This is a genomic window from Azospirillum thiophilum (assembly GCF_001305595.1).
Taxonomy (GTDB): domain Bacteria; phylum Pseudomonadota; class Alphaproteobacteria; order Azospirillales; family Azospirillaceae; genus Azospirillum; species Azospirillum thiophilum.
The window spans coordinates 847,954-867,748 of sequence record NZ_CP012402.1 but is presented as its reverse complement, the minus strand read 5'-3'; the positions used below and the strand labels follow the sequence as shown (position 1 = coordinate 867,748).

The 19,795-nt window shown below is 65.6% G+C and carries 18 protein-coding genes; all 18 read left to right on the top strand.

Features of this window, described 5'->3' with window-relative positions; translation table 11 throughout:
- Positions 1 to 46: 46 nt before the first annotated feature.
- The 18 genes from AL072_RS17440 to AL072_RS17355 all read left to right on the top strand — a co-directional run bounded on the left by AL072_RS17440 (position 47) and on the right by AL072_RS17355 (position 19,785).
- Positions 47 to 973: an efflux RND transporter periplasmic adaptor subunit gene (locus AL072_RS17440; protein ID WP_245636830.1), complete on the top strand. Its 927-nt coding sequence runs from the start codon at positions 47 to 49 to the stop codon at positions 971 to 973.
- A gap of 12 nt (positions 974 to 985) precedes the next feature.
- Entirely contained in the window at positions 986 to 3,103 is a 2,118-nt protein-coding gene (locus AL072_RS17435) for an FUSC family protein (protein WP_045583004.1), read from the top strand.
- Complete coding sequence (locus tag AL072_RS17430) at positions 3,100 to 3,306, top strand: DUF1656 domain-containing protein (RefSeq protein ID WP_082109034.1); 207 nt, start codon at positions 3,100 to 3,102, stop codon at positions 3,304 to 3,306. Before AL072_RS17435 ends, AL072_RS17430 begins: the two co-directional genes overlap by 4 nt.
- Before the next feature lie 87 nt (positions 3,307 to 3,393).
- Positions 3,394 to 4,749 (top strand): ATP-binding protein, encoded by a 1,356-nt coding sequence (locus AL072_RS17425; protein WP_045583006.1) that lies wholly within the window; start codon positions 3,394 to 3,396, stop codon positions 4,747 to 4,749.
- Between the two features lie 29 nt (positions 4,750 to 4,778).
- Positions 4,779 to 5,768 (top strand): NADH-quinone oxidoreductase subunit B family protein, encoded by a 990-nt coding sequence (locus AL072_RS17420; RefSeq protein ID WP_245636905.1) that lies wholly within the window; start codon positions 4,779 to 4,781, stop codon positions 5,766 to 5,768.
- 4 nt (positions 5,769 to 5,772) lie between these two features.
- Positions 5,773 to 7,251 (top strand): nickel-dependent hydrogenase large subunit, encoded by a 1,479-nt coding sequence (locus tag AL072_RS17415; RefSeq protein WP_245636829.1) that lies wholly within the window; start codon positions 5,773 to 5,775, stop codon positions 7,249 to 7,251.
- A 432-nt stretch (positions 7,252 to 7,683) separates the two neighbouring features.
- Positions 7,684 to 8,415 carry a HyaD/HybD family hydrogenase maturation endopeptidase gene (locus AL072_RS17410; protein WP_245636828.1) on the top strand — a complete coding sequence of 244 codons (732 nt, stop codon included), beginning with the start codon at positions 7,684 to 7,686 and terminating at the stop codon, positions 8,413 to 8,415.
- Between the two features lie 30 nt (positions 8,416 to 8,445).
- Complete coding sequence (locus AL072_RS17405) at positions 8,446 to 8,739, top strand: HypC/HybG/HupF family hydrogenase formation chaperone (protein ID WP_245636827.1); 294 nt, start codon at positions 8,446 to 8,448, stop codon at positions 8,737 to 8,739.
- Between the two features lie 4 nt (positions 8,740 to 8,743).
- Complete coding sequence (locus tag AL072_RS17400; protein ID WP_052710099.1) at positions 8,744 to 9,172, top strand: thioredoxin domain-containing protein; 429 nt, start codon at positions 8,744 to 8,746, stop codon at positions 9,170 to 9,172.
- On the top strand, positions 9,169 to 10,038 hold the full coding sequence (locus tag AL072_RS17395; protein ID WP_045583010.1) for a hydrogenase expression/formation protein: 870 nt from the start codon (positions 9,169 to 9,171) through the stop codon (positions 10,036 to 10,038). The genes AL072_RS17400 and AL072_RS17395 overlap by 4 nt, the downstream gene beginning before the upstream one ends.
- A complete protein-coding gene (locus tag AL072_RS17390) occupies positions 10,035 to 10,928 on the top strand; it encodes a [NiFe]-hydrogenase assembly chaperone HybE (protein ID WP_052710100.1) in 894 nt (297 codons plus the stop codon). The genes AL072_RS17395 and AL072_RS17390 overlap by 4 nt, the downstream gene beginning before the upstream one ends.
- Positions 10,921 to 11,262, top strand: coding sequence for a hydrogenase maturation nickel metallochaperone HypA (gene hypA, locus AL072_RS17385; RefSeq protein WP_045583011.1), 342 nt, complete (start codon positions 10,921 to 10,923; stop codon positions 11,260 to 11,262). The genes AL072_RS17390 and hypA overlap by 8 nt, the downstream gene beginning before the upstream one ends.
- 30 nt (positions 11,263 to 11,292) lie before the next feature.
- Entirely contained in the window at positions 11,293 to 12,780 is a 1,488-nt protein-coding gene (locus AL072_RS17380) for a sigma-54-dependent transcriptional regulator (protein WP_045583012.1), read from the top strand.
- A 92-nt stretch (positions 12,781 to 12,872) separates the two neighbouring features.
- Positions 12,873 to 13,415, top strand: a complete 543-nt coding sequence (locus tag AL072_RS17375) for a HupE/UreJ family protein (protein WP_045583013.1) — start codon at positions 12,873 to 12,875, stop codon at positions 13,413 to 13,415.
- A gap of 188 nt (positions 13,416 to 13,603) precedes the next feature.
- Entirely contained in the window at positions 13,604 to 14,677 is a 1,074-nt protein-coding gene (locus AL072_RS17370) for a hydrogenase small subunit (protein ID WP_144428274.1), read from the top strand.
- Between the two features lie 2 nt (positions 14,678 to 14,679).
- A complete protein-coding gene (locus AL072_RS17365; protein ID WP_045583014.1) occupies positions 14,680 to 16,494 on the top strand; it encodes a nickel-dependent hydrogenase large subunit in 1,815 nt (604 codons plus the stop codon).
- Positions 16,495 to 16,518: 24 nt separating this feature from the next.
- A complete protein-coding gene (gene cybH, locus AL072_RS17360; RefSeq protein ID WP_052710101.1) occupies positions 16,519 to 17,313 on the top strand; it encodes a Ni/Fe-hydrogenase, b-type cytochrome subunit in 795 nt (264 codons plus the stop codon).
- 150 nt (positions 17,314 to 17,463) lie between these two features.
- Positions 17,464 to 19,785, top strand: a complete 2,322-nt coding sequence (locus AL072_RS17355; RefSeq protein ID WP_245636826.1) for an FkbM family methyltransferase — start codon at positions 17,464 to 17,466, stop codon at positions 19,783 to 19,785.
- Positions 19,786 to 19,795 lie beyond the last annotated feature (10 nt).

Genomic DNA, 19,795 nt, shown 5'->3' with positions numbered 1-19,795 from the left:
GCGGCGCCACCGTTCGGACCGATGCGGTGACTGAGGAACCAAGACTGTGACACTCCTGCCTTCCTTCCGGGCGGTCGCCCGGGTCGCCATGACTCTGCTGATAACCGCGGTGGCGGTAGGCGGCGGCCTGTGGCTGTGGGACTATTACATGAATGAGCCTTGGACCCGCGACGGCCGGGTGCGGGCCGATATCGTCCAAGTATCGCCCGACGTTTCCGGGCTGGTGACCGATGTCCGCATCGCCGACAACCAATCGGTCCGGAAAGGCGACCTGCTGTTCGTCGTCGATCCCGGGCGCTACCGGCTGGCGGTGAAGCAGGCCGAGGCCAATCTGGACAGCACCAAGGCCGAGCAGTCCTATCGCGACGCCGAGGCGCATCGGTACGAACAACTCGGCAACAACGTCGTTTCCACCGCCCAGCGGCAGGAGGTGATGTCGGCGCTGGCCAAGGCGATGGCCGCCACCCGACAGGCCGAAGCGGCTCTTGACCTCGCCCGTTTCAATCTGGAGCGGACGGAGGTGAAGGCGACCGTCGACGGCTATGTCACCAACCTGCAACTGAAGGCCGGCAACTATGTCGCCGCCGGTCAGGCGGTGGTGGCGCTGATCGACCGTCATTCCTTCTATGTCATGGGCTATTTCGAGGAGACGAAGCTGCCGCGCATCCACGTCGGCGCTCCCGTCTCGGTGCGGATCATGGGCTCGGCTGCCGAACTGCGCGGCCATGTCGACAGCATCACCCGCGCCATCGTCGACCGCGACCGGGCGGAGGGAACCGGGCTGGTCGCCAACGTCAATCCCACCTTCAACTGGGTGCGCCTCGCCCAGCGCATTCCTGTCCGCATCGCGCTGGACGACGTGCCGGACCCGTTCCAACTCGTCGCCGGCCGCACGGCCACCGTCACTGTGGTGGGTGCACCCGACCGGTCGCCCAAGGTGGCCGCGCTGCCGGGCCGGCCGGACGCGCGGTGAGTGTGTTTTCAAATGCCGAAAGCTCCCACATTCGATGAACTGCTCTTCTCGCTGAAGTCCTTCGCAGCCTCCATGCTGGCGCTCTACATTGCGTTCGGCATGGGATTGCCGCGGCCTTTCTGGGCTATGCTGACGGCCTATGTCGTGTCGAGCCCGCTGTCGGGGACGGTGCGGTCGAAAGCGGTCTTCCGCGTCGTAGGCACGGTGATCGGCTGCATCGTCTCCCTTGTATTGACGGTCGAACTGATCAACGCGCCCGAACTTCTGACTTTGGCGGTGGCTCTTTGGGTTGGAGGCTGCCTGTTCGTCTCGCTGCTGGACCGAACACCGCGCAGCTACACCTTCATGCTCGCCGGCTACACCGCTAGCCTCATCGTCTTCCCCGGTGTTGCAAATCCGGAGGCGATCTTCGACACCGGACTGGCGCGGGTGGAGGAAATCATCCTGGGCATCGTCTGCGCCACGGTGGTGCACAGCGTCGTACTGCCGCGTGGGCTGGGGCCGGTTCTGCTCGCCCGCCTGGATACGGCGCTGCGCGATGCGGAGCGCTGGACCCTGGACGCGCTGGACGGGGCAGGCGCCGATGCCCGTTTGCGCGACCGCCACAAGATGGCGACGGACCTGACCGAATTGCGGGTGATGACCACCCACCTGCCCTACGACACTTCCGATCTGCGCTGGATGACGCGACCGATGCGGGCCTTACAGGATCGCATGGTCTATCTCCTGCCGGTGCTGACCGCGGTGCAGGACCGGTTGAACGCGCTGCGCCGGCCCGACGGTACGATATCGTCCGACCCTGGCTCCGACGGACCCGTGCCCGACGGCCTGGCGACGGCGTTGGATGAGGTGCGGAACTGGATCGCCGTCGGAGCCGCAGCCAAGTCCGCCGAGGCTGGGCGGCTGATCGACCGGCTCGACCGGTTGGCGGCGGACGAGGGGCCGGACTTGGCCGACGGTTGGAGGGTTGCGACCCGCTTCAGCCTGATCCATCGCCTGCGTGCACTGGTTGAAATTCATCGCGACTGCCGGGAGCTTCGGGCGCATGTCGCATCGGGAAACCGTTCCCTGCCCGACCATCTCGATCCGCTGGCGCGCAAGCGATCCCGCGGCGTGTTCCATGTCGATCGCGGCATGGCATTGTGGTCGGCGGCGGCGGCGGTGCTGGGGATCACGATTGTCGGCGGTTTTTGGATCCTGACCGGCTGGTCGTCCGGCTCGGCAGCGGCGATGATGGTGGCGGTCTTCACCTGCTTCTTTGCCTCCTTTGACGATCCAGTCCCGGGCATACGGCTGTTCCTGGTCTATACGTTGGCCTCCCTGCCGCTGTCGGCCTTCTATCTGCTGGTGGTGCTGCCCTCTTTTGACAGCTTTCCGATGCTGGTGCTGTGTTTGGCGCCGACACTGTTGACGCTGGGCGTGTTTGTGGCCCGCCCGGTGGTTATGGGCAAGGCGATGGCGCTGATCTTTGGGGTTGGCGGCTCGCTCAGCCTGCTCGACACCGGCAATGGCGATTTCGCCTCCTTCTTGAACAGCAGCACCGGGCAGATCGTCGGCATCGTCACCGCGATGCTGGTCACCCGGATGTGCCGGTCGGTCGGCGCGGTCTGGAGTGCCCGGCGCCTGCTGCATGCGGGGTGGGGCGAGATCGCCGATCTTGCGGCGGTGAGTGCAAAGGATCGCAGTGTGCCGTCGGCCGATGGCTTCGAAAGCCGGATGCTGGATCGTGTCGGCCTGCTGTCCGTCCGGTTGGCGCAGGCGACCGGGTCGGTGGATGTCGACGCCATCGACGCGGTGCGGGACCTGCGTGTTGGGCTGAACGTGGTGGAACTGCAACGGGTCCGCCCGACCCTTGGCCAGGAGGCCGGGCCGGCGCTGGAGCGGACACTGCGGGGCGTCGCCGGACATTTCCGCGCCTTGTCGGCCAAGCGGCCCGATCCTGCACCCGCGGAGCTTCTGGAGAGCATGGACGATCTGCTTTCGGCCATCGGCGCCGCCCTACCCTGCCCTGAGCGCGACCGCGCGGCGGTGGCGCTGGCATCGCTGCGGCGCAGCCTGTTCCCGGATGCCCTCCTCGGAGAACTGCGGCCTCCGGACAAAATGGTTTCACTTCAAAGAGTGCGTGCATGATGGGTGACATCGACATCTATGGCCTGTTCCTTCCGCCGCTATTGATCATGGCCGTGCTGGCCTGGGCGCTGTCGGCGCTGTTGCGGCGGGGCTTGCGGGCAACTGGAGCCTATGGCTTGATCTGGCACCCGCCGCTGTTCGACTTCGCGCTCTATGTCCTGGTGTTGAGCGGACTTGCCGCGCTCTGGTCGCAGATGAGCTGATCCAAAGGGGCATCGTGGCGGGCCGCTTATGGCCACGGCCAGAAATCCTCCACCTGGACTGTGGCCCGGCATGCTAGGCTCCGCACCATGACCGCCCCCCTGTCGCAGCCCTTTTCCATCCCCGGCATGCTGACCGATGCCGACGCCGAGAGCGCCTGGATCGAGGTGATCCGGAAGATGGACGAGACCTACGCCAATCTCGTGGCGCAGCAGGTCGAGCTTGAGCGCAAGAACGCGGAGCTCGAGGAGGCGCAGGCCTTCATTGCCAGCGTGTTGGGGTCGATGACCGACGTGTTGATCGCCTGCGACCGCGATGGCAGGATCGAGCAGACCAACCCGGCGGCCGAACGCGCGCTCGCCTGCACGGGGCGGGATCTTACCGGCCGGCCGCTGCGTGATTTTCTCGATCAGGCCTCGCACGCCGCCTTCGCCCGGCTGTGCAGCGCCGCCCTTCGCCGCGAGGGCGGGAGCGACGTGGAGTTGTCGCTGCGTGGGCCTACCGGTCCCTTCCCCGTCGCGGTGAACAGCACGGTACGCTACGACCAGCGCGGCCATGCCATCGGGCTGGTGCTGGTCGGTCGGCCGATCGGCGAATTGCGGCGTGCCTACCGCGATCTCGCGGCCGCGCATGAAGGGCTGAAGCAGACCCAGCAGCAGCTGGTCCATTCGGAGAAGATGGCTTCGCTCGGCCGGCTGGTCGCCGGGGTGGCGCATGAGTTGAACAACCCGATCTCCTTCGTTTACGGTAACGCCCACGCCATGCGCCGGTACGTCGACCGGATGACCGCCTATCTCGACCGGGTCCATGATGGGGCCGGCGCGGCAGATCTGGCGGCTACCCGCAAGGAGCTGCGCATCGACCGCGCCCGGACCGACGTGACGGCGACGCTGGACGGCATGCTGGAGGGAACCGAGCGGGTGCGCGATATCGTGGCGGAACTACGCCGCTTTTCATCGGAACAAAAACACGCCTCGGAACGCTTCGACATGACGGCGCTTCTGCGTTCTGCCGTGACCTGGGTCGCGAGGGCGCAGATGCCGGATCTGACCGTGGTCTTCGATCTGCCTGAGGCGCTGGAGATTGCCGGCCATCCCGGGCATCTGCATCAGGTCGCGATGAACCTCGTCCAGAATGCCATCGACGCAATGGCCGGTGCGCCAAGCAAAAGGCTGGAATTGCATGGCCGGGAGGAGGATGGACGGATCGTCGTCACCATCCGCGACAGCGGACATGGTATTCCCGATGCGATCCTGGGCCGAATCTTCGACCCGTTCTTCACGACCAAGCCGGTCGGCAAGGGGACCGGGCTCGGTCTTTCGATCAGCTATCAGCTGGTCCATGATCATGGTGGCGCCCTTACCGCGGTCAACCATCCCGGCGGCGGCGCTTTGTTCACGCTGATCCTGCCGGCCGCCGGCTGCAGACAGGGAGCCGTGCAATGAATGTTGCGGGAAGAGAGCGCCCATTGTCGGTGCTCTGGCTGCAATCGGGTGGCTGCGGCGGCTGCACCATGTCGCTGCTCTGCGCCGAATCGCCCGATCTGGCGACATTGTTCGAGACGGCCGGCATCCGGCTGCTGTGGCATCCGAGCCTGTCGGAGGAAACCGGCGCGGAGGTGGTGGAGCTGTTCGAACGCGTCCTGTCGGGGGACGAGCCGCTCGACGTGCTGTGCGTCGAAGGATCGCTGCTGCGCGGCCCTGACGGCACCGGTCGCTTCCATCTGCTGGCCGGCACCGGACGCCCGACCATCGACTGGGTGCGCGACCTGGCCGCCGTCGCCGGCACGGTGGTGGCGGTCGGCACTTGCGCGGCCTATGGCGGCATCACGGCGGCGGGCGAGAACATTGCCGATGCCTGTGGCCTGCAATATGAGGGAACGCAGAGCGGTGGCGCCCTGGACGGCGATTTCCGCAGCCGCGGCGGCCTGCCGGTGGTCAATGTCGCCGGCTGCCCCACCCATCCGAACTGGGTAACCGAGACATTGATGCTGCTGGCCGAGGACGCGCTGGCGGAGGATGGGTTGGACACCCTCCGGCGCCCGCGCTTCTATGCCGACCATCTGGTCCATCATGGCTGCCCGCGCAACGAATATTATGAATACAAGGCGAGTGCGGAAAAGCCATCGGACCTCGGCTGCCTGATGGAGCATATGGGCTGCCTCGGCACCCAGGCGCATGCCGACTGCAACACCCGCCTGTGGAATGGCGAGGGGTCCTGTACCCGTGGTGGCTATGCCTGCATCAACTGTACCGCGCCTGGCTTCGAAGAGCCTGGGCATCCATTCCAGCAGACGCCGAAATTCGCCGGCATCCCCATCGGCCTGCCGACCGACATGCCCAAGGCGTGGTTCGTCGCCTTGGCTTCGCTTGCCAAGGCGGCGACGCCGGAGCGGGTGCGTCGCAATGCCGCCGCCGACCGGATCGTCGTGCCGCCCTCCGTCCGTCCCACCCGGAAAGGCTGAAGCAGTGAGCGTGGACAAGCAGGAAAGCCGAGGGCAGCGCCGCCTGATCGTCGGCCCCTTCAACCGCGTGGAGGGCGATCTCGAAGTCCGGCTCGAGGTGAGCGGCGGAGCCGTTTCGGCAGCCTACGTCAACGCGCCGCTATTCCGCGGCTTCGAGCGGATTCTGGAGGGGCGTGACCCGTTGGATGCGCTGGTGGTGGCGCCACGCATCTGCGGTATCTGTTCGGTCTCGCAGAGCCACGCCGCGGCGTTGGCTCTAGCGGGGGCGATGGGGGTGGAAGCCCCGCGCAACGGGGTGCTGGCGACCAATCTGATGACGGCAACCGAGAATGTCGCCGATCATCTGACCCATTTCCACCTGTTCTTCATGCCCGATTTCGCCCGCCCGGCCTATGCCCGCCGTCCCTGGTTCGGCAGGGCAGAGGCGCGTTTCAAGGCAGTGCAGGGAACTGCGGTGCGCGGTGCCGGGGCAGCGCGAGCTGAGCTGTTCCATGTGCTGGGGATCCTTGGCGGCAAGTGGCCGCACACGCTGACCATCCAACCCGGTGGCGTCACCCGTGGGGTGGATGCCCGAGACCGGGTGCGGCTGCTCGCCACCGTCTGCTCTTTCCGCCGCTTCCTGGAGAGCAGCCTGTTCGGTGCGCCGCTGGACCGCGTGCTGGCTCTTACCGCACCGGAAGATTTGGAGCGCTGGCGCCTATCCGGCCCTGACGGCGATTTCCGCCTGTTCCTGGAAATTGCAGAGGATCTCGGCCTAGCCGATCTCGGCCGCGCCTATGGCCGCTTTCTCAGCCATGGCGCCTATCCGGACGCAGAGGGCGGGCACCTCTACCGCCGCGGCACCATTGCCGACGGGACCGCCGCTCCTTTCGATGCGGCGCAAGTGGCGGAGCATCATCGGTTCAGCCGCATGGCCGGGCAGGACCGTGCTCATCCGCCCTTCGCCGGTTCTACCGTGCCCGATGGAATGGACGAGGACGGCTACAGCTGGTGCAAGGCGCCGCGGCTGGCTGGCTTGCCCTACGAGACCGGCGCCATCGCCCGGCAACTGGTGGACGGCCATCCGCTGGTTCGCGCGCTGGTGGCGCAGGATGGTGGATCGGTGCGCAGCCGTGTCATCGCCCGCCTGCTGGAACTGGCCCGCACGACCTGCACCATGGAAGGCTGGTTGCGCGCCATCGATATCGCCGGGCCCTGGTGCGTGGCGGCGGAAATGCCCGACAATGCCCAGGCCGCCGGCCTGACCGAAGCGGCGCGCGGCGCGCTCGGCCACTGGGTTCGGGTGGAGCAGGGCCGCATCGCCGGCTACCAGATCATCGCCCCCACCACCTGGAACTTCTCACCCCGCGATCTGGCTGGTATTCCGGGCCCGCTGGAACAGGCCCTGGTTGGTGCGCCGGTGCTGGACGATGAGCGTACACCGTTGTCGGTGCAGCACATTGTGCGATCCTTCGACCCATGCATGGTCTGCACGGTGCATTGAAGTGCCTTGAGAATTTCCTGCTTCCGCGCTGCCGAAGGCCCCACTGGATACTTCCTCTTGAGGCCATGGACTGCTCCGATCGGACGGACCGGGAGATCAGGAAACGATGAACGCCGCGCAGGACATGACGCCGACAAACATCAGGAGAGAAACTATCCGTGCCATTCAAACCTCCATCGGACGGGATCCATCCGTCCTGATGAGAGAGATCTAGATCCCTGTCGGATTGGAATAAACGCACAGATCCTGGTTTCACCGTTCGTCGTCAGCGAACAATCATGGGCCGTGCTCCGTTCGTGTTGGTGGATACGAAGCAGGGGCGGCAAGGAATGATCCACGCTGGCAACCTACTTGCCAGTTTGGGTTGGCTTTGTAATGTTCATGTCCACAATCGCTGCTGCACCGAACAGCTGGAGGGACGCAGATGGCGGGATGACAGGGGTTTACAATGGCAAGCAAACTGGCACGAAACTTGTAACACGAACGGACAGGCGGCGGCGTGCCGCATCGGTGTTACCTGCGGGGACAAAACGAGAAATGTCAGACGACATCCGCATCCTGGTGTTGGGCATCGGCAATATCCTGTGGGCCGATGAGGGATTCGGTGTCCGTATGGTGGAGCGTCTGGCGGCGGATTGGCGGTTTCCCGACACTGTCACGCTGATGGATGGCGGTACCCAGGGCTTGTACCTGTTGCCGCATCTGGAGACGGCGGACGCGTTGATCGTGGTCGATGCCATCGATTACGGGCTGGCTCCGGGCACCCGCCGGATTTTCCGCGGAGACGATGTGCCGGCTTTTCTCGGTGCCAAGAAGATGAGCCTGCACCAGACCGGCTTTCAGGAGGTGCTTGCCAGTGCCATGCTCCTCGGCCGCTGCCCGCAACGACTTATCCTGGTCGGCGTCCAGCCGGAATGCCTGGAGGATTACGGCGGCGGACTGACGGATACGGTCGCGGCACAGGTCGCTCCAACCATCGACGTCATCCTCGGCCTGTTGCACGACGAATTCGGTGTGGAGGGCACCGCCCGCGCCGGTACCGCCGACACCGCGGCTCCTGCCATCGCCCGCGATGCCTACGAGGCCGGTCGCCCAAGCGCCGAAGCGGCCTGCCGTATCGGCGATCCCCGTATATTGGCGGCGCTTTCCGCCGACCAGGCCTGAGGACGCCGCTCCATGTGCATAGGAATTCCCTTGCGCCTGACCGCTGTCGACGGCTCCGTCGGACGGACGGAAGATGGATCGGCCATCGACCTGTCGCTGGTGTCCGATGCCCGGCCCGGCGATTGGGTGCTGGGTTTCCTGGGCGCCGCCCGCCGACAGCTGGAACCGGAGGAGGCGGCGCAGATCCGCGACGCCCTGGCGGCGATGGTGGCGGCGCTGGATGGAGAGCGTCTCGATACGGCCTTTGCCGATCTGGCCGGCCGTGAACCCACCCTTCCCCCCCACCTGGAGGCGGCCCGTGCGGCCGGCCTGACGGAGGCCTGACGCTGTGACCAATCTTGCCGTTTCCGAGGCGCTGCCCCGGGCCAAGCCGCGCCTGCCGCTGCCACCGCTGGTCGATCTGCTGACAGAGGTGCATGGCTATGCAAGGCTGGACAACGCCGACGACCAACCCTGGCGGAACGACGACTCCAACGACTGGGTGGTCTTCCTGCCCGGCCACGGCAAGGGAAATGCGGAGACCGCCGATGTCGCCGTGATCCTGCCGGAGTTGGTTCGCGCCCTGCACCCCCGCCTGTCTCCTGCGGTGGCCGGCGAGGCGGCGGAACGCGCGCTGCTGGCCCGTACCGGGATGATGAGCCTGCCGGCCCTGGTTTTTCTGCGCGGCGATGCGCTGCTGGGCAGCATTCCGCGCGTGCGCGACTGGGACGATTATGTGCAGCGGATCGCCGCGATCCTGGATGGGGGTGAGGCATGAGTTCCTTGATCGGCATGACCCGCCCGCCGGTCGGCTTCGGTCCCGGCAGCCAGGCGGAAGAGGGCGACGACGGGCTTGATTACCTGCCGATGCCGTCGGGCATGCGCGTCTACGAACCGCACCTGCCGGAGATCCCCGACCCTGACCGCGCCGCCGTCGCAGGCGGTGTGCTGAGCCAAATCCATCGGGCGCTGGTCCGTTGGCGGCCGGGCGAGGAACTCCGCATCGCCGTCGAAGGGCTCTATGCCCGGACGTTTGCCCTGGTGGGAGAGGCGCTGGGCGAGGGCGAAGTGGCGGTGAAGGTGGATCGGGCCGGAGGCCGTCTGGAAATCCAGGAGGCGGCACTGGCGGGCGTCTGGCGCGTTCGTGCCTTTGGCGACGGCGAGCCCCGCGAAAGCTTGCTGGTCGGTGCCTTCCCCCGCGTGGCGTTGAACCGGGCCTTCATCCCCATGAATCCGATCGAGGCCGGAGCACCGCCGGACGGGTTGATGAACGGCTTGCCGATCCTGACGGAACTGCTGGACCGCAGCGCCGGCTGGCGGCGTGGCGAAGCCCCGCATGCGGTGAATTTCAGCCTGCTGCCTCACACGCCGGAGGATCTGGCCTTCGTCGAGGGGCGGCTTGGCCAAGGCGCAACCACCATCCTGTCGCGCGGTTACGGCAATTGCCGCGTCACCGCCAGCGCGACGCCGAATGTCTGGTGGGTGCGTTACTATAACTCGGTCGACACGCTGATCCTCGACACCGTCGAGATCGTCGATGTGCCGGCGGTGGTCTGCGCCGCAGCGGAGGACATCGCCGACAGTGCCGAGCGGCTGGCGGAAATCCTGGATGCGCTGAAGATCGAGCGGGAGGAAATCCAGTGAGCGCCCTGCCCGCCCGCTTCGAAGGCTCCTATCTCGGCGACGCCAGGCGCATCGGCGCCACGACGCGGATGGAATGCAAGATCTGCTGGCATGCCTACGACCCGGCCGAGGGGTGCGAGCACTGGCAGGTACCGGCCGGCACGCCCTTTGCGGCGTTGCCGGATCATTGGCGCTGCCCTGTCTGCGACGGTGCCCGCGACCAGTTCATGGCGCTCGACGTCGCACCGCCGGCAACGGAAAGGTTGGAAGGTGGTGACATGGTCCCGGCGCCGGCCCTCGCGCCGGCCCCTGCACCGCCGGCCCCTGCACCGCCGACCGAAGCCATCGCCCGGCTGGAAGCGGCCTTCCGGGAAATCCACACCGCTCAGATGCGCGGCATGCCGATCGTCAACGATGCGCTGGCGGTCAAGGCGGTCGGCTTCCGCCGCCATGGCGATCGCTGGCTGGGCGCGCTGGTGACGCCCTGGTTCCTGAATCTGGTTCTGTTGCCCGGCGAGGTCGACGACTGGTCGGGCCTTGTTCCTGGCGACAAGGAGCTGATCGAGTTCCCTTCCGGCCGCTACGAGTATGTCCACGCCAACCGCAAGGGGGTTGGGGGATACAAGGCATGCTCGCTCTTCTCGCCGATGTTCGAGTTCGCGTCCATGTTGCAGGCGACGGAAACGGCGGCGGCGGCGCTGGTTTCCCTGTTCGACCCGGCGATCCGCGAGGATGGGCCGCAGACCGCCGAGATCCGCCGCCGTCGCGAGGCGGAACTGGCCCCACCGCCGGAGGCCCCACCCGAAGCGGAGCGGGCTGCGTCCGGGCGGGATCGTCCCAGCCGCCGGATGGTGCTGGGTATGACGGAACCGGGAATTGGAAACAGGGGCGGAGACGCCGGCGATGCATGAGATGGCACTGTGCGAAAGCCTGCTCCAGGCGATGGAGGAGGCCGGGCGTGCCAATGATTTCCGGCGCGTGCGCAAGGTGCGGCTCGAGATCGGCGGCTTCGCCGGTGTGGAGATCGAGGCCCTGCGTTTCGGCTTCGATGTGGTGACGCGCGGCTCGCTGGCCGATGGGGCCGAACTGGAGGTGCTGGAGGTGCCGGGCCGCGGCTGGTGCTTCGACTGCAACGACACGGTGGCACTGGCCGACCGGCTCGCCCCCTGCCCGTCCTGCGGCGGCAACCGGCTGCATCCCAACGGCGGGACCGAGTTGACGATCAAGGATCTCGAAGTCGAATGAGGCGGATCGAATGAGGAAGGACGACGTGCGATGACCGACCCCGCCCGCCCCGGCATCCTGGTGGTGGATGACGAGCCGCGCTCCGTCGAGGTCATCGCCCGCCTGCTGGACGAGGAGTTCGAGGTCTTTACCGCTCTGTCGGCGGAAGACGGCCTGCGCCTGCTGGAAGCCGAATGGATCCAGGTCGTCTTTTCCGACCAGCGGATGCCGGAGGTTAGCGGGGTGAGGTTTCTGACCCAGGTGCGCGAGCGCTGGCCGGAGGTGGTGCGAATCGTCATCACCGGCTACATCGATCCCGAGGACATCATCGGCGCCATCAACACGGCGGGCATCCACCAGTTCATCACCAAGCCCTGGCACCCCGATCATCTGCTGCTGACCGCCCGCAACGCGGCCAGGCTTTACCAGTTGCAGCGCGAGCATGACCGGCTGTCCAACGAGCTGAAACTGCTGCCTCCGGTCGCCGAAAGCCGGGTGGCGACGAGGCGAGAGCGGGTGCGCCAGACCTACCGCTTCGATGGTCTGATCCGCGCCCCCGGCAGCTCGGTGGACGAGATCTGCCGTCAGGCGGAGCGGGTGGCCGGCTTCAACGTGCCGGTGCTGGTGCTGGGCGAGACCGGTACCGGCAAGGAACTGCTGGCCCGCGCCATCCATTACGGCAGCCCGCGGGGCGATCAACCCTTCTATTGCGAGAATTGCGGCGCCATCCCCGACGAGCTGTTGGAAAGCGAGCTGTTCGGCCACAAGAAGGGAGCCTTCACCGGCGCGCACAGCAACCGGCTCGGGCTGCTGGAGCAGGCGGACGGCGGCACCATCTTCCTGGATGAGATCGGTGACATCAGCCCGGCCTTCCAGGTGCGGCTGCTGCGCTTCCTCCAGGAAGGCGAGATTCGGCCGGTCGGCTCCAACGAGACGCGGCGGGTCGATGTGCGCGTCGTCGCCGCCACCCACCGCGACCTCACCGCCGAGGTGAAGGCCGGGCGCTTCCGCGAGGATCTCTATTACCGGCTCAGCACGATGACGCTGACCATGCCGCCGCTGCGCGACCGTCCGGCCGACATACCGGTGCTGGCACGCCACATCCTGGAACGGCTGTCCGCCGCCCATGGCAAGAGGATGTCGGGCTTCGCCGCCGATACGCTGGCCTGCCTGGAGGCCTATGGCTGGCCCGGCAACGTGCGCGAATTGCAGAACGAGATCATGCGCATGCTGGTGCTGTCCGAAGGAGAGACGCTGGAAGCGGAGCTTCTGTCCGATCATGTCCTGTGTGGCGCGGCTTTGAACGCTCGTCCGGCCTCGCCCGACGACGGCCCGTTGCCGCCGCTCGCCCTGATCGGCCAGGGCGGCCCGCTGAAGTCCCGCATCGAGCGGATCGAGGCCGGCATCCTGATGGAAACGCTGGTCCGCTGCCGCTGGAACAAGAGCAAGGCCGCCGATGAACTGGGTCTGTCCCGCATGGGGCTGCGCGCCAAGCTGGAACGATACGGAATAGAACGCGGCCCAGCCCAGCGGCATTGAGCACTTTAAGCGCCCTCTCCCCCTCACCCTAACCCCAGGGGGGAGAGGGAGAAATCACCCGATCCACAAGAATCTTCGAGGAGCCGTTCGATATGTCGAAGATCACTCTACTTGCCGCCTTGTCCGCGGCCATCGCCCTTGCCGCCGCTCCGGCGCTCGCCCATCCCGGCCATCTCGCCGGGGCCGGTTTCCTCGATGGCGCCGCGCATCCGCTGGGCGGGCTCGACCACCTGATTGTCATAGTCACCGTCGGCGTCTATGGCGCGACCATCGGCGGCCGGTCCGCTCTCGCCGTACCGGGCGCGTTCATGGCCGCCATGCTGGCCGGCGGGCTGTTCGCGATTCTGGGCGGCGGGTTGCCGCTCGTGGAGCCGACGATCTACGCCTCGATCGTCGTGCTGGCACTGCTCTGCATCATGCCGATGAGCCGCAATGGTTCGGTCGGTATGGCCTTCGCCGCCGGCTTCGGCCTGTTCCACGGCTTCGCCCATGGGGCGGAAATGCCGGCGGACGCCGCCGCGCTCGGCTACGCGGCTGGCTTCCTCGTCAGCACTGCCGGGCTGCACGCGGCCGGCATCGCGCTGGGGCTGGCGATCCGTAAGCTGATCGGTCGGCCGGAAGAAGCGGTGCAGTAAGCGGCAACCGTCTTTCCACCCCGGCCGGCCGTTTCGGCCGGGGACTTGCCAGCGGCAGGAAGGCTGCCTGCTCTGTGACCGTTGGATTGCCGAATGTTCGTACTACGGCACGATTGTTGCCTATGACCGTCGGAGAAGCGCACCGGCCGCTCGCACGCCGGTGCTGCCCGACGGGAGAAAACAAACCGATGGCAACGCTGGAAACCTTCTACGAGGTGATGCGGCGGCAAGGGATCACGCGCCGTTCGTTCCTGAAATACTGTTCGCTCACCGCTGCGGCGCTCGGCCTGGGGCCGGAACTGGTGCCGCAGATCGTCCATGCGATGGAAACCAAGCCGCGCACGCCGGTCCTGTGGCTGCACGGGCTGGAATGCACCTGCTGTTCGGAGTCCTTCATCCGTTCGGCGCATCCGCTGGTCAAGGATGTGGTGCTGTCGATGATCTCGCTGGATTACGACGACACGCTGATGGCTTCGGCCGGCCACCACGCCGAGGCGATCCTCGACGAGGTGATGGAGAAGTACAAGGGCAACTACATCCTTGCGGTGGAAGGCAATCCCCCGCTGAACGACGACGGCATGGCCTGCATCGTCGGCGGCAAGCCCTTCGTCGACCAACTCCGCAAGGTATCCCGCGATGCCAAGGCGATCATCTCATGGGGCTCCTGCGCATCCTTCGGCTGCGTCCAGGCGGCGCGCCCGAATCCGACCCGGGCAACCCCGGTGCATGAGGTCATCACCGACAAGCCGATCATCAAGGTTCCCGGCTGCCCGCCGATCGCCGAGGTGATGACCGGCGTCATCACCTACATGCTGACCTTCGACCGCATCCCCGAGTTGGACCGTCAGGGCCGGCCGAAGATGTTCTACAGCCAGCGCATCCATGACAAATGCTATCGCCGGCCGCATTTCGACGCCGGCCAGTTCGTCGAGTCCTTCGACGACGAGGGCGCACGCAAGGGCTATTGCCTCTACAAGGTCGGCTGCAAGGGCCCGACCACCTACAACGCCTGCTCCACCGTCCGCTGGAACGAGGGAACGAGCTTTCCCATCCAGTCCGGACACGGCTGCATCGGCTGTTCCGAGGACGGATTCTGGGACAAGGGGTCCTGGTATGCCCGCCAGTCCGACATCCTCCAGTTCGGGATCGAGGCCAACGCCGACGAGATCGGCACCACCGCCGCCATCGGTGTCGGCAGCATTATCGCCGCCCACGCGGCGGTCAGCGCCCTGAAGCGCGCACAGCACAAGGGAGACGTCTGACCATGGGCATCGTCCAGACCCCGAACGGTTTCTCGCTCGACAACGGCGGCAAGCGCATCGTCGTCGATCCGGTGACCCGCATCGAAGGGCACATGCGTTGCGAGGTGAATGTCGACGCCAACAACGTCATTCGCAACGCGGTGTCCACCGGCACCATGTGGCGCGGCCTCGAGGTCATCCTGAAGGGCCGCGACCCGCGCGACGCCTGGGCCTTCGTCGAGCGCATCTGCGGCGTCTGCACCGGGTGCCATGCGCTGACCTCGGTCCGCGCGGTGGAGGATGCGCTTCAGATCCGCATCCCCAAGAACGCCCACCTGATCCGCGAGATCATGGCGAAGACGCTGCAGGTCCATGACCACATCGTCCATTTCTACCATTTGCACGCTCTCGACTGGGTCAATCCGGTCAATGCCCTGAAGGCCGACCCGCAAGCGACCTCGGCGCTGCAACAGGCGGTGTCGCCACGCCATGCCAAGTCCAGTCCAGGCTATTTCCGCGACGTCCAGACCCGTCTGAAGAAGTTCGTGGAGAGCGGCCAGCTCGGCATCTTCAAGAACGGCTATTGGGACAACCCGGCCTACAAGCTGTCGCCGGAAGCCGACCTGATGGCGGTGACCCATTATCTGGAGGCGCTGGACCTTCAGAAGGACATCGTCAAGATCCACACCATCCTCGGCGGCAAGAACCCGCACCCAAATTACATGGTCGGCGGCGTCCCCTGCGCCATCAACATGGACGGCACCGGATCGTCGGGCGCACCGCTGAACATGGAGCGGCTGAACTTCATCCGCGCCCGCATCCAGGAGGCCACGGCCTTCGTCGACAACGTCTATCTGCCCGACGTGCTCGCCATCGCCAGCTTCTACAAGGACTGGCTCCATGGCGGCGGGCTGGCGGCGACCAACGTCATGGACTACGGCGACTATGAGAAGGTGCCGTACGACCATTCGACCTGTCAGTTGCCGGGTGGCGTGATCCTGAACGGCAACTGGAACGAGGTCCATCCCATCGACCCGCGCGACCCGGCGCAGGTGCAGGAGTTCGTCGCCCACAGCTGGTATCATTACGACGACGAGAGCAAGGGCCTGCACCCGTGGGACGGCGTGACCCAGGCCAAGTTCGAGCTCGGTCCCAATGCCAAGGGCACCCGCACCGACATCAAGGAGCTGGACGAGGCCGCCAAATATTCCTGGATCAAGGCACCGCGCTGGCGCGGCCACGCAGTGGAGGTCGGTCCCCTGCCCCGCTACATCCTAGCCTATGCCCAGGGCGTCGGTTACGTGAAGGACCAGATCACCGAATCGCTGGGCGCCTTCAACAAGCTGGCCGGCACCAGCCTCACGCCGCAGCAGGCGCTGCCGACCACAATCGGCCGCACGCTGGCCCGCGCGCTGGAATGCCAATATTGCTGCACCATGATGCTGGACGACTGGAACGCCCTGATCGCCAACATCAAGGCCGGCGACAGCGCCACCGCGAATGTCGAGAAGTGGGATCCGAAGACCTGGCCGAAGGAGGCCAAGGGCGTCGGCACCGTCGCCGCCCCGCGCGGCGGCCTTGGCCATTGGATCAAGATCAAGGACGGCAAGATCGACAATTACCAGTGCGTCGTCCCGACGACCTGGAACGGCAGCCCGCGCGATCCCAAGGGGAACATCGGGGCGTTCGAGGCTTCGCTGCTGAACACGCCGATGGAGCGCCCGGAAGAGCCGGTGGAGATCCTGCGCACCCTGCACAGCTTCGACCCGTGTCTGGCCTGCTCCACCCATGTCATGGCGCCCGACGGCGCCGAACTGGCCCGCGTCACCGTGCGCTGACCGGCAAACGCGGAGGATTACGTCATGGCTCCTCTCGACAATGCGAAGCCGGTGGCGGCACCGGACGAGGAAGGGGCGGCTGCGCCGGCAGCCGGCCGCTTCCTGAAGGCGATCTATGTGTACGAGGTGCCGGTGCGGGTCTGGCACTGGGTCAACGCGCTTGCCATCATCGTGCTGTCGATCACCGGCTATCTGATCGCCAACCCGCTGCCCAGCATGCCCGGCGAGGCGAGCGCCAATTTCCTGATGGGCTACATCCGTTTCGTCCACTTCGCAGCGGCCTATATCTTCGCCATCGGCTTCATCGGCCGGTTCTACTGGGCCTTCGCCGGAAACCACCATGCCAAACAGCTGTTCCGCTTTCCATTCTGGAACGGCCATTGGTGGAAGGAACTGTTCACGGAAGCGCGCTGGTACCTGTTCCTGGAACGCAAGCCCAAGCTCTATGTCGGTCATAACCCGCTGGCTCAGTTCGCGATGTTCTGGGCCATCGCGGTCGGCAGCGTCTTCATGATCGTCACCGGCTTCGCACTTTACAGCGAGGGTGCGGGACAAGGCGGTTGGCAGGACCGGCTGTTCGGCTGGGTTATCCCGCTGTTCGGCCAGAGCATGGACGTCCACACTTGGCATCATCTCGGCATGTGGGCGATCCTGCTGTTCGTGATCGTCCATGTCTATGCCGCGGTGCGCGAGGACATCATGTCGCGCCAGTCGATCATCTCAACCATGATCAGCGGCGTCCGCACCTTCAAGGACGCCGAGGCACCAGCCGACGAGGAGCATGAAAAGCCGGCGAAGCGGGCGGCGCATAGGGGGTGATGCAAAGGATGGTAGGCATCGGGCGGTGCCCGGTGCCGGCTGTCTGGCATGTTTGCGTCCATCATTCTCCCGATCCAGTCCTTTCCGGTTGACCGGACCTTGGAGGAATGCCGGAGGACGCTTGCCTCAATACCCCGACAGCGCGTATCGATGGTCGATCAATACCGCCGCCGGGGATCGAACATGGGTTTCGCAAAAGAACTCTATACCCGCGAGTACTTCACCGGGCGCGATGCGACGGGAAACAGGCTTCACTACGGTGCGGTGGGAGCGGAGGAGTGGGAGGTCGGCGGCATTTCTGCCATCCACCGCAAGCTGATCGACCAATTTCCTCTGACCAACGCCCAAGTGCTGGAAATCGGCTATGGGCGTGCCGAATCAGCGCGTTACCTGCTGTCGACCGGCAAGGCGACTCATTATGTCGGCGTAGATTTTTCGGACGCCGCCCAGGCCTTGGCGCGCGAGACCCTGAAGGTCTTTCCCGCTGAGCGCTGGGAGGTTCATTGTGACGACGCTCTCCAGTTCATCGCCACACAAGGCTTCGTAGGTACGTTCGATGCGATCCTGATGCTTGACGTGATCGAGCACATTCCCAAGTCCGAGGTGCGGGCTCTTCTTCCCCACCTCTACGCTGCATTGCGGCCTGGAGGTTACCTGATCGTCAACACCCCGTTCTACCCGATTGACGAAGATTATATCGCTCAGAATTTCGAATACATTATGCCGTCGGCCAGCGATCTCTTCCCTGAGACCCGCGGCATGCATTGCAACAAGTATACCGAGCAGCGGCTGCAACAGGAGTTTAGCGCGGCAGGGTTCTTCCACATTGGCACCACTCTGTTCCGCCGGGCACCCGAGCCTGGACCGAAGGTGAAATGCGCGGTGGTGATCCCGGTCGGTCCCGGGCACGAGGCGCATTCAAGGCAGGCTGTGAATTCGGTGATGGCCGCGGCGCAGACCGATCCCGGCTCCTTCACCGAGTTCGACTGCGTGGTGATCGACGACACCGCCGGGATCAAGGGGCGATCGGCGGCCCGCAACGAAGGCGTGCGCGAGGCTGCCGCCCGAGGGGCCGATTGGCTCTTCTTCCTGGACGCCGACGATCTGATGATGCCGCAGGCCTTCCAGCAGATGGCAGCGCACATGGACCGGGTGGACGCCGTGTGGGGCCTCATCCTGGAAAGCCTGGACGCGGAGCCCGGTCAGGATTCGGTGAGCGGCCGCATCCGCCTTCCTCAACTTCCGCGCATCGAGACGCTGAACGACCTGCTTCTGCACGATCCCTACGTTACGCTGCAAATGGGGCACTTTGTCCGCACCTCCGTTGCATTGGCGAATCCATTCGACGAGAATTTGGATTTGGGGGAGGACTTCGATTATTATCTGAGGGTTTGGGACAATGCGCGCTGCGTCAAGATTTCGACGCCCCTGTTCCTGAACCGCAGGGGCCTGCATTCCTCCGGGCCGCGATCCGGCAATGGCGGCTCGTGGCGGATGTCGGTTGAGCAGGTAGTAGAAAAGGCGCGGCGTTCGCATAACCTTGCTCTCGATTCAGAAGCGGTGATCGAGGCTCGCAACGCCGCCACTTTGGACACACGGATTTGGCAGCGGGGTTTTGGCGCGACCGATGCGGGCAGCCTCGTTTCCATTAGCCGCCAGTTCCCCTACCATGGTTTCCTGGAGATTGAGCCGACCATCGGCGAACCGATCATGCTGTTCGACGACAATGACGACCTCGTCTGCATGAGCTTGGGCTGGCGCGGCAGCTATGAGCCGGCATCGCTGCGGCTTTGGCAAACCCTGGCCGTGCGGGCGCGTGTTGTGTTGGATATCGGTGCCTATACCGGGATCTACGCCCTGATGGCAGCGCGGGCGGCTCCCCTGGCACGGATCATTGCGGCAGAGCCTGTTTCCGCCAATCTGGCGCGGCTGGAGAAGAACCTTGAGGCCAATGGCTGCAGTCGGGCCATGGCCTTGCATGCCGCGGTCCTGGACAAGCCGGGGGTGGTGACGGTACGCCGGACGACGCATTCGGAATTCCTGACCTCCGGTGCCTCGATCGTCCGTCATCAACAGGGCGACGGCACCGTCGAGGAGGCCGTTCCGGGAGTCACCGGCAACGACCTGCTGGAGCTTGCCGGCGAGACGGTGGTGGATCTCGTGAAGATCGACGTCGAGGGGGCGGAGACGCAGGTGCTCGCCGGGATGGCCGGGATTCTGAATCGCTGCGGTCCGGACCTGCTAATCGAATGCCTGGACGACGAAGCGGCAGAAAGGGTGGATGCGATCCTGCGCCCCCTCGGCTACCGTTTCCACACCGTCGACGAAGGTAAACTGCTGGTCGAGGAGACTAGCCGATTCCGTGCCGCCGAAGGGATGAACTCGCTCAATCGGTGGGCGACGCGGCGGGATGCGGCGGCAGCGGCGGCGATGTTGCGGGCTGCTGGGCTTAAGTTCAATCCGCTCTCTTAAGAAAAGCTTG

Excerpts from the sequence above, each read along its gene's own strand:
- AL072_RS17380 (WP_045583012.1), top strand. The coding sequence starts at position 11,293 with ATGACCGACCCCGCCCGCCCCGGCATCCTGGTGGTGGATGACGAGCCG.
- AL072_RS17435 (WP_045583004.1), top strand. The coding sequence starts at position 986 with ATGCCGAAAGCTCCCACATTCGATGAACTGCTCTTCTCGCTGAAGTCC.
- AL072_RS17430 (WP_082109034.1), top strand. The coding sequence starts at position 3,100 with ATGATGGGTGACATCGACATCTATGGCCTGTTCCTTCCGCCGCTATTG.
- AL072_RS17395 (WP_045583010.1), top strand. The coding sequence starts at position 9,169 with ATGAGTTCCTTGATCGGCATGACCCGCCCGCCGGTCGGCTTCGGTCCC.
- hypA (WP_045583011.1), top strand. The coding sequence starts at position 10,921 with ATGCATGAGATGGCACTGTGCGAAAGCCTGCTCCAGGCGATGGAGGAG.
- AL072_RS17375 (WP_045583013.1), top strand. The coding sequence starts at position 12,873 with ATGTCGAAGATCACTCTACTTGCCGCCTTGTCCGCGGCCATCGCCCTT.
- AL072_RS17410 (WP_245636828.1), top strand. The coding sequence starts at position 7,684 with ATGACAGGGGTTTACAATGGCAAGCAAACTGGCACGAAACTTGTAACA.
- AL072_RS17365 (WP_045583014.1), top strand. The coding sequence starts at position 14,680 with ATGGGCATCGTCCAGACCCCGAACGGTTTCTCGCTCGACAACGGCGGC.
- AL072_RS17370 (WP_144428274.1), top strand. The coding sequence starts at position 13,604 with ATGGCAACGCTGGAAACCTTCTACGAGGTGATGCGGCGGCAAGGGATC.
- cybH (WP_052710101.1), top strand. The coding sequence starts at position 16,519 with ATGGCTCCTCTCGACAATGCGAAGCCGGTGGCGGCACCGGACGAGGAA.
- AL072_RS17355 (WP_245636826.1), top strand. The coding sequence starts at position 17,464 with ATGGTCGATCAATACCGCCGCCGGGGATCGAACATGGGTTTCGCAAAA.
- AL072_RS17425 (WP_045583006.1), top strand. The coding sequence starts at position 3,394 with ATGACCGCCCCCCTGTCGCAGCCCTTTTCCATCCCCGGCATGCTGACC.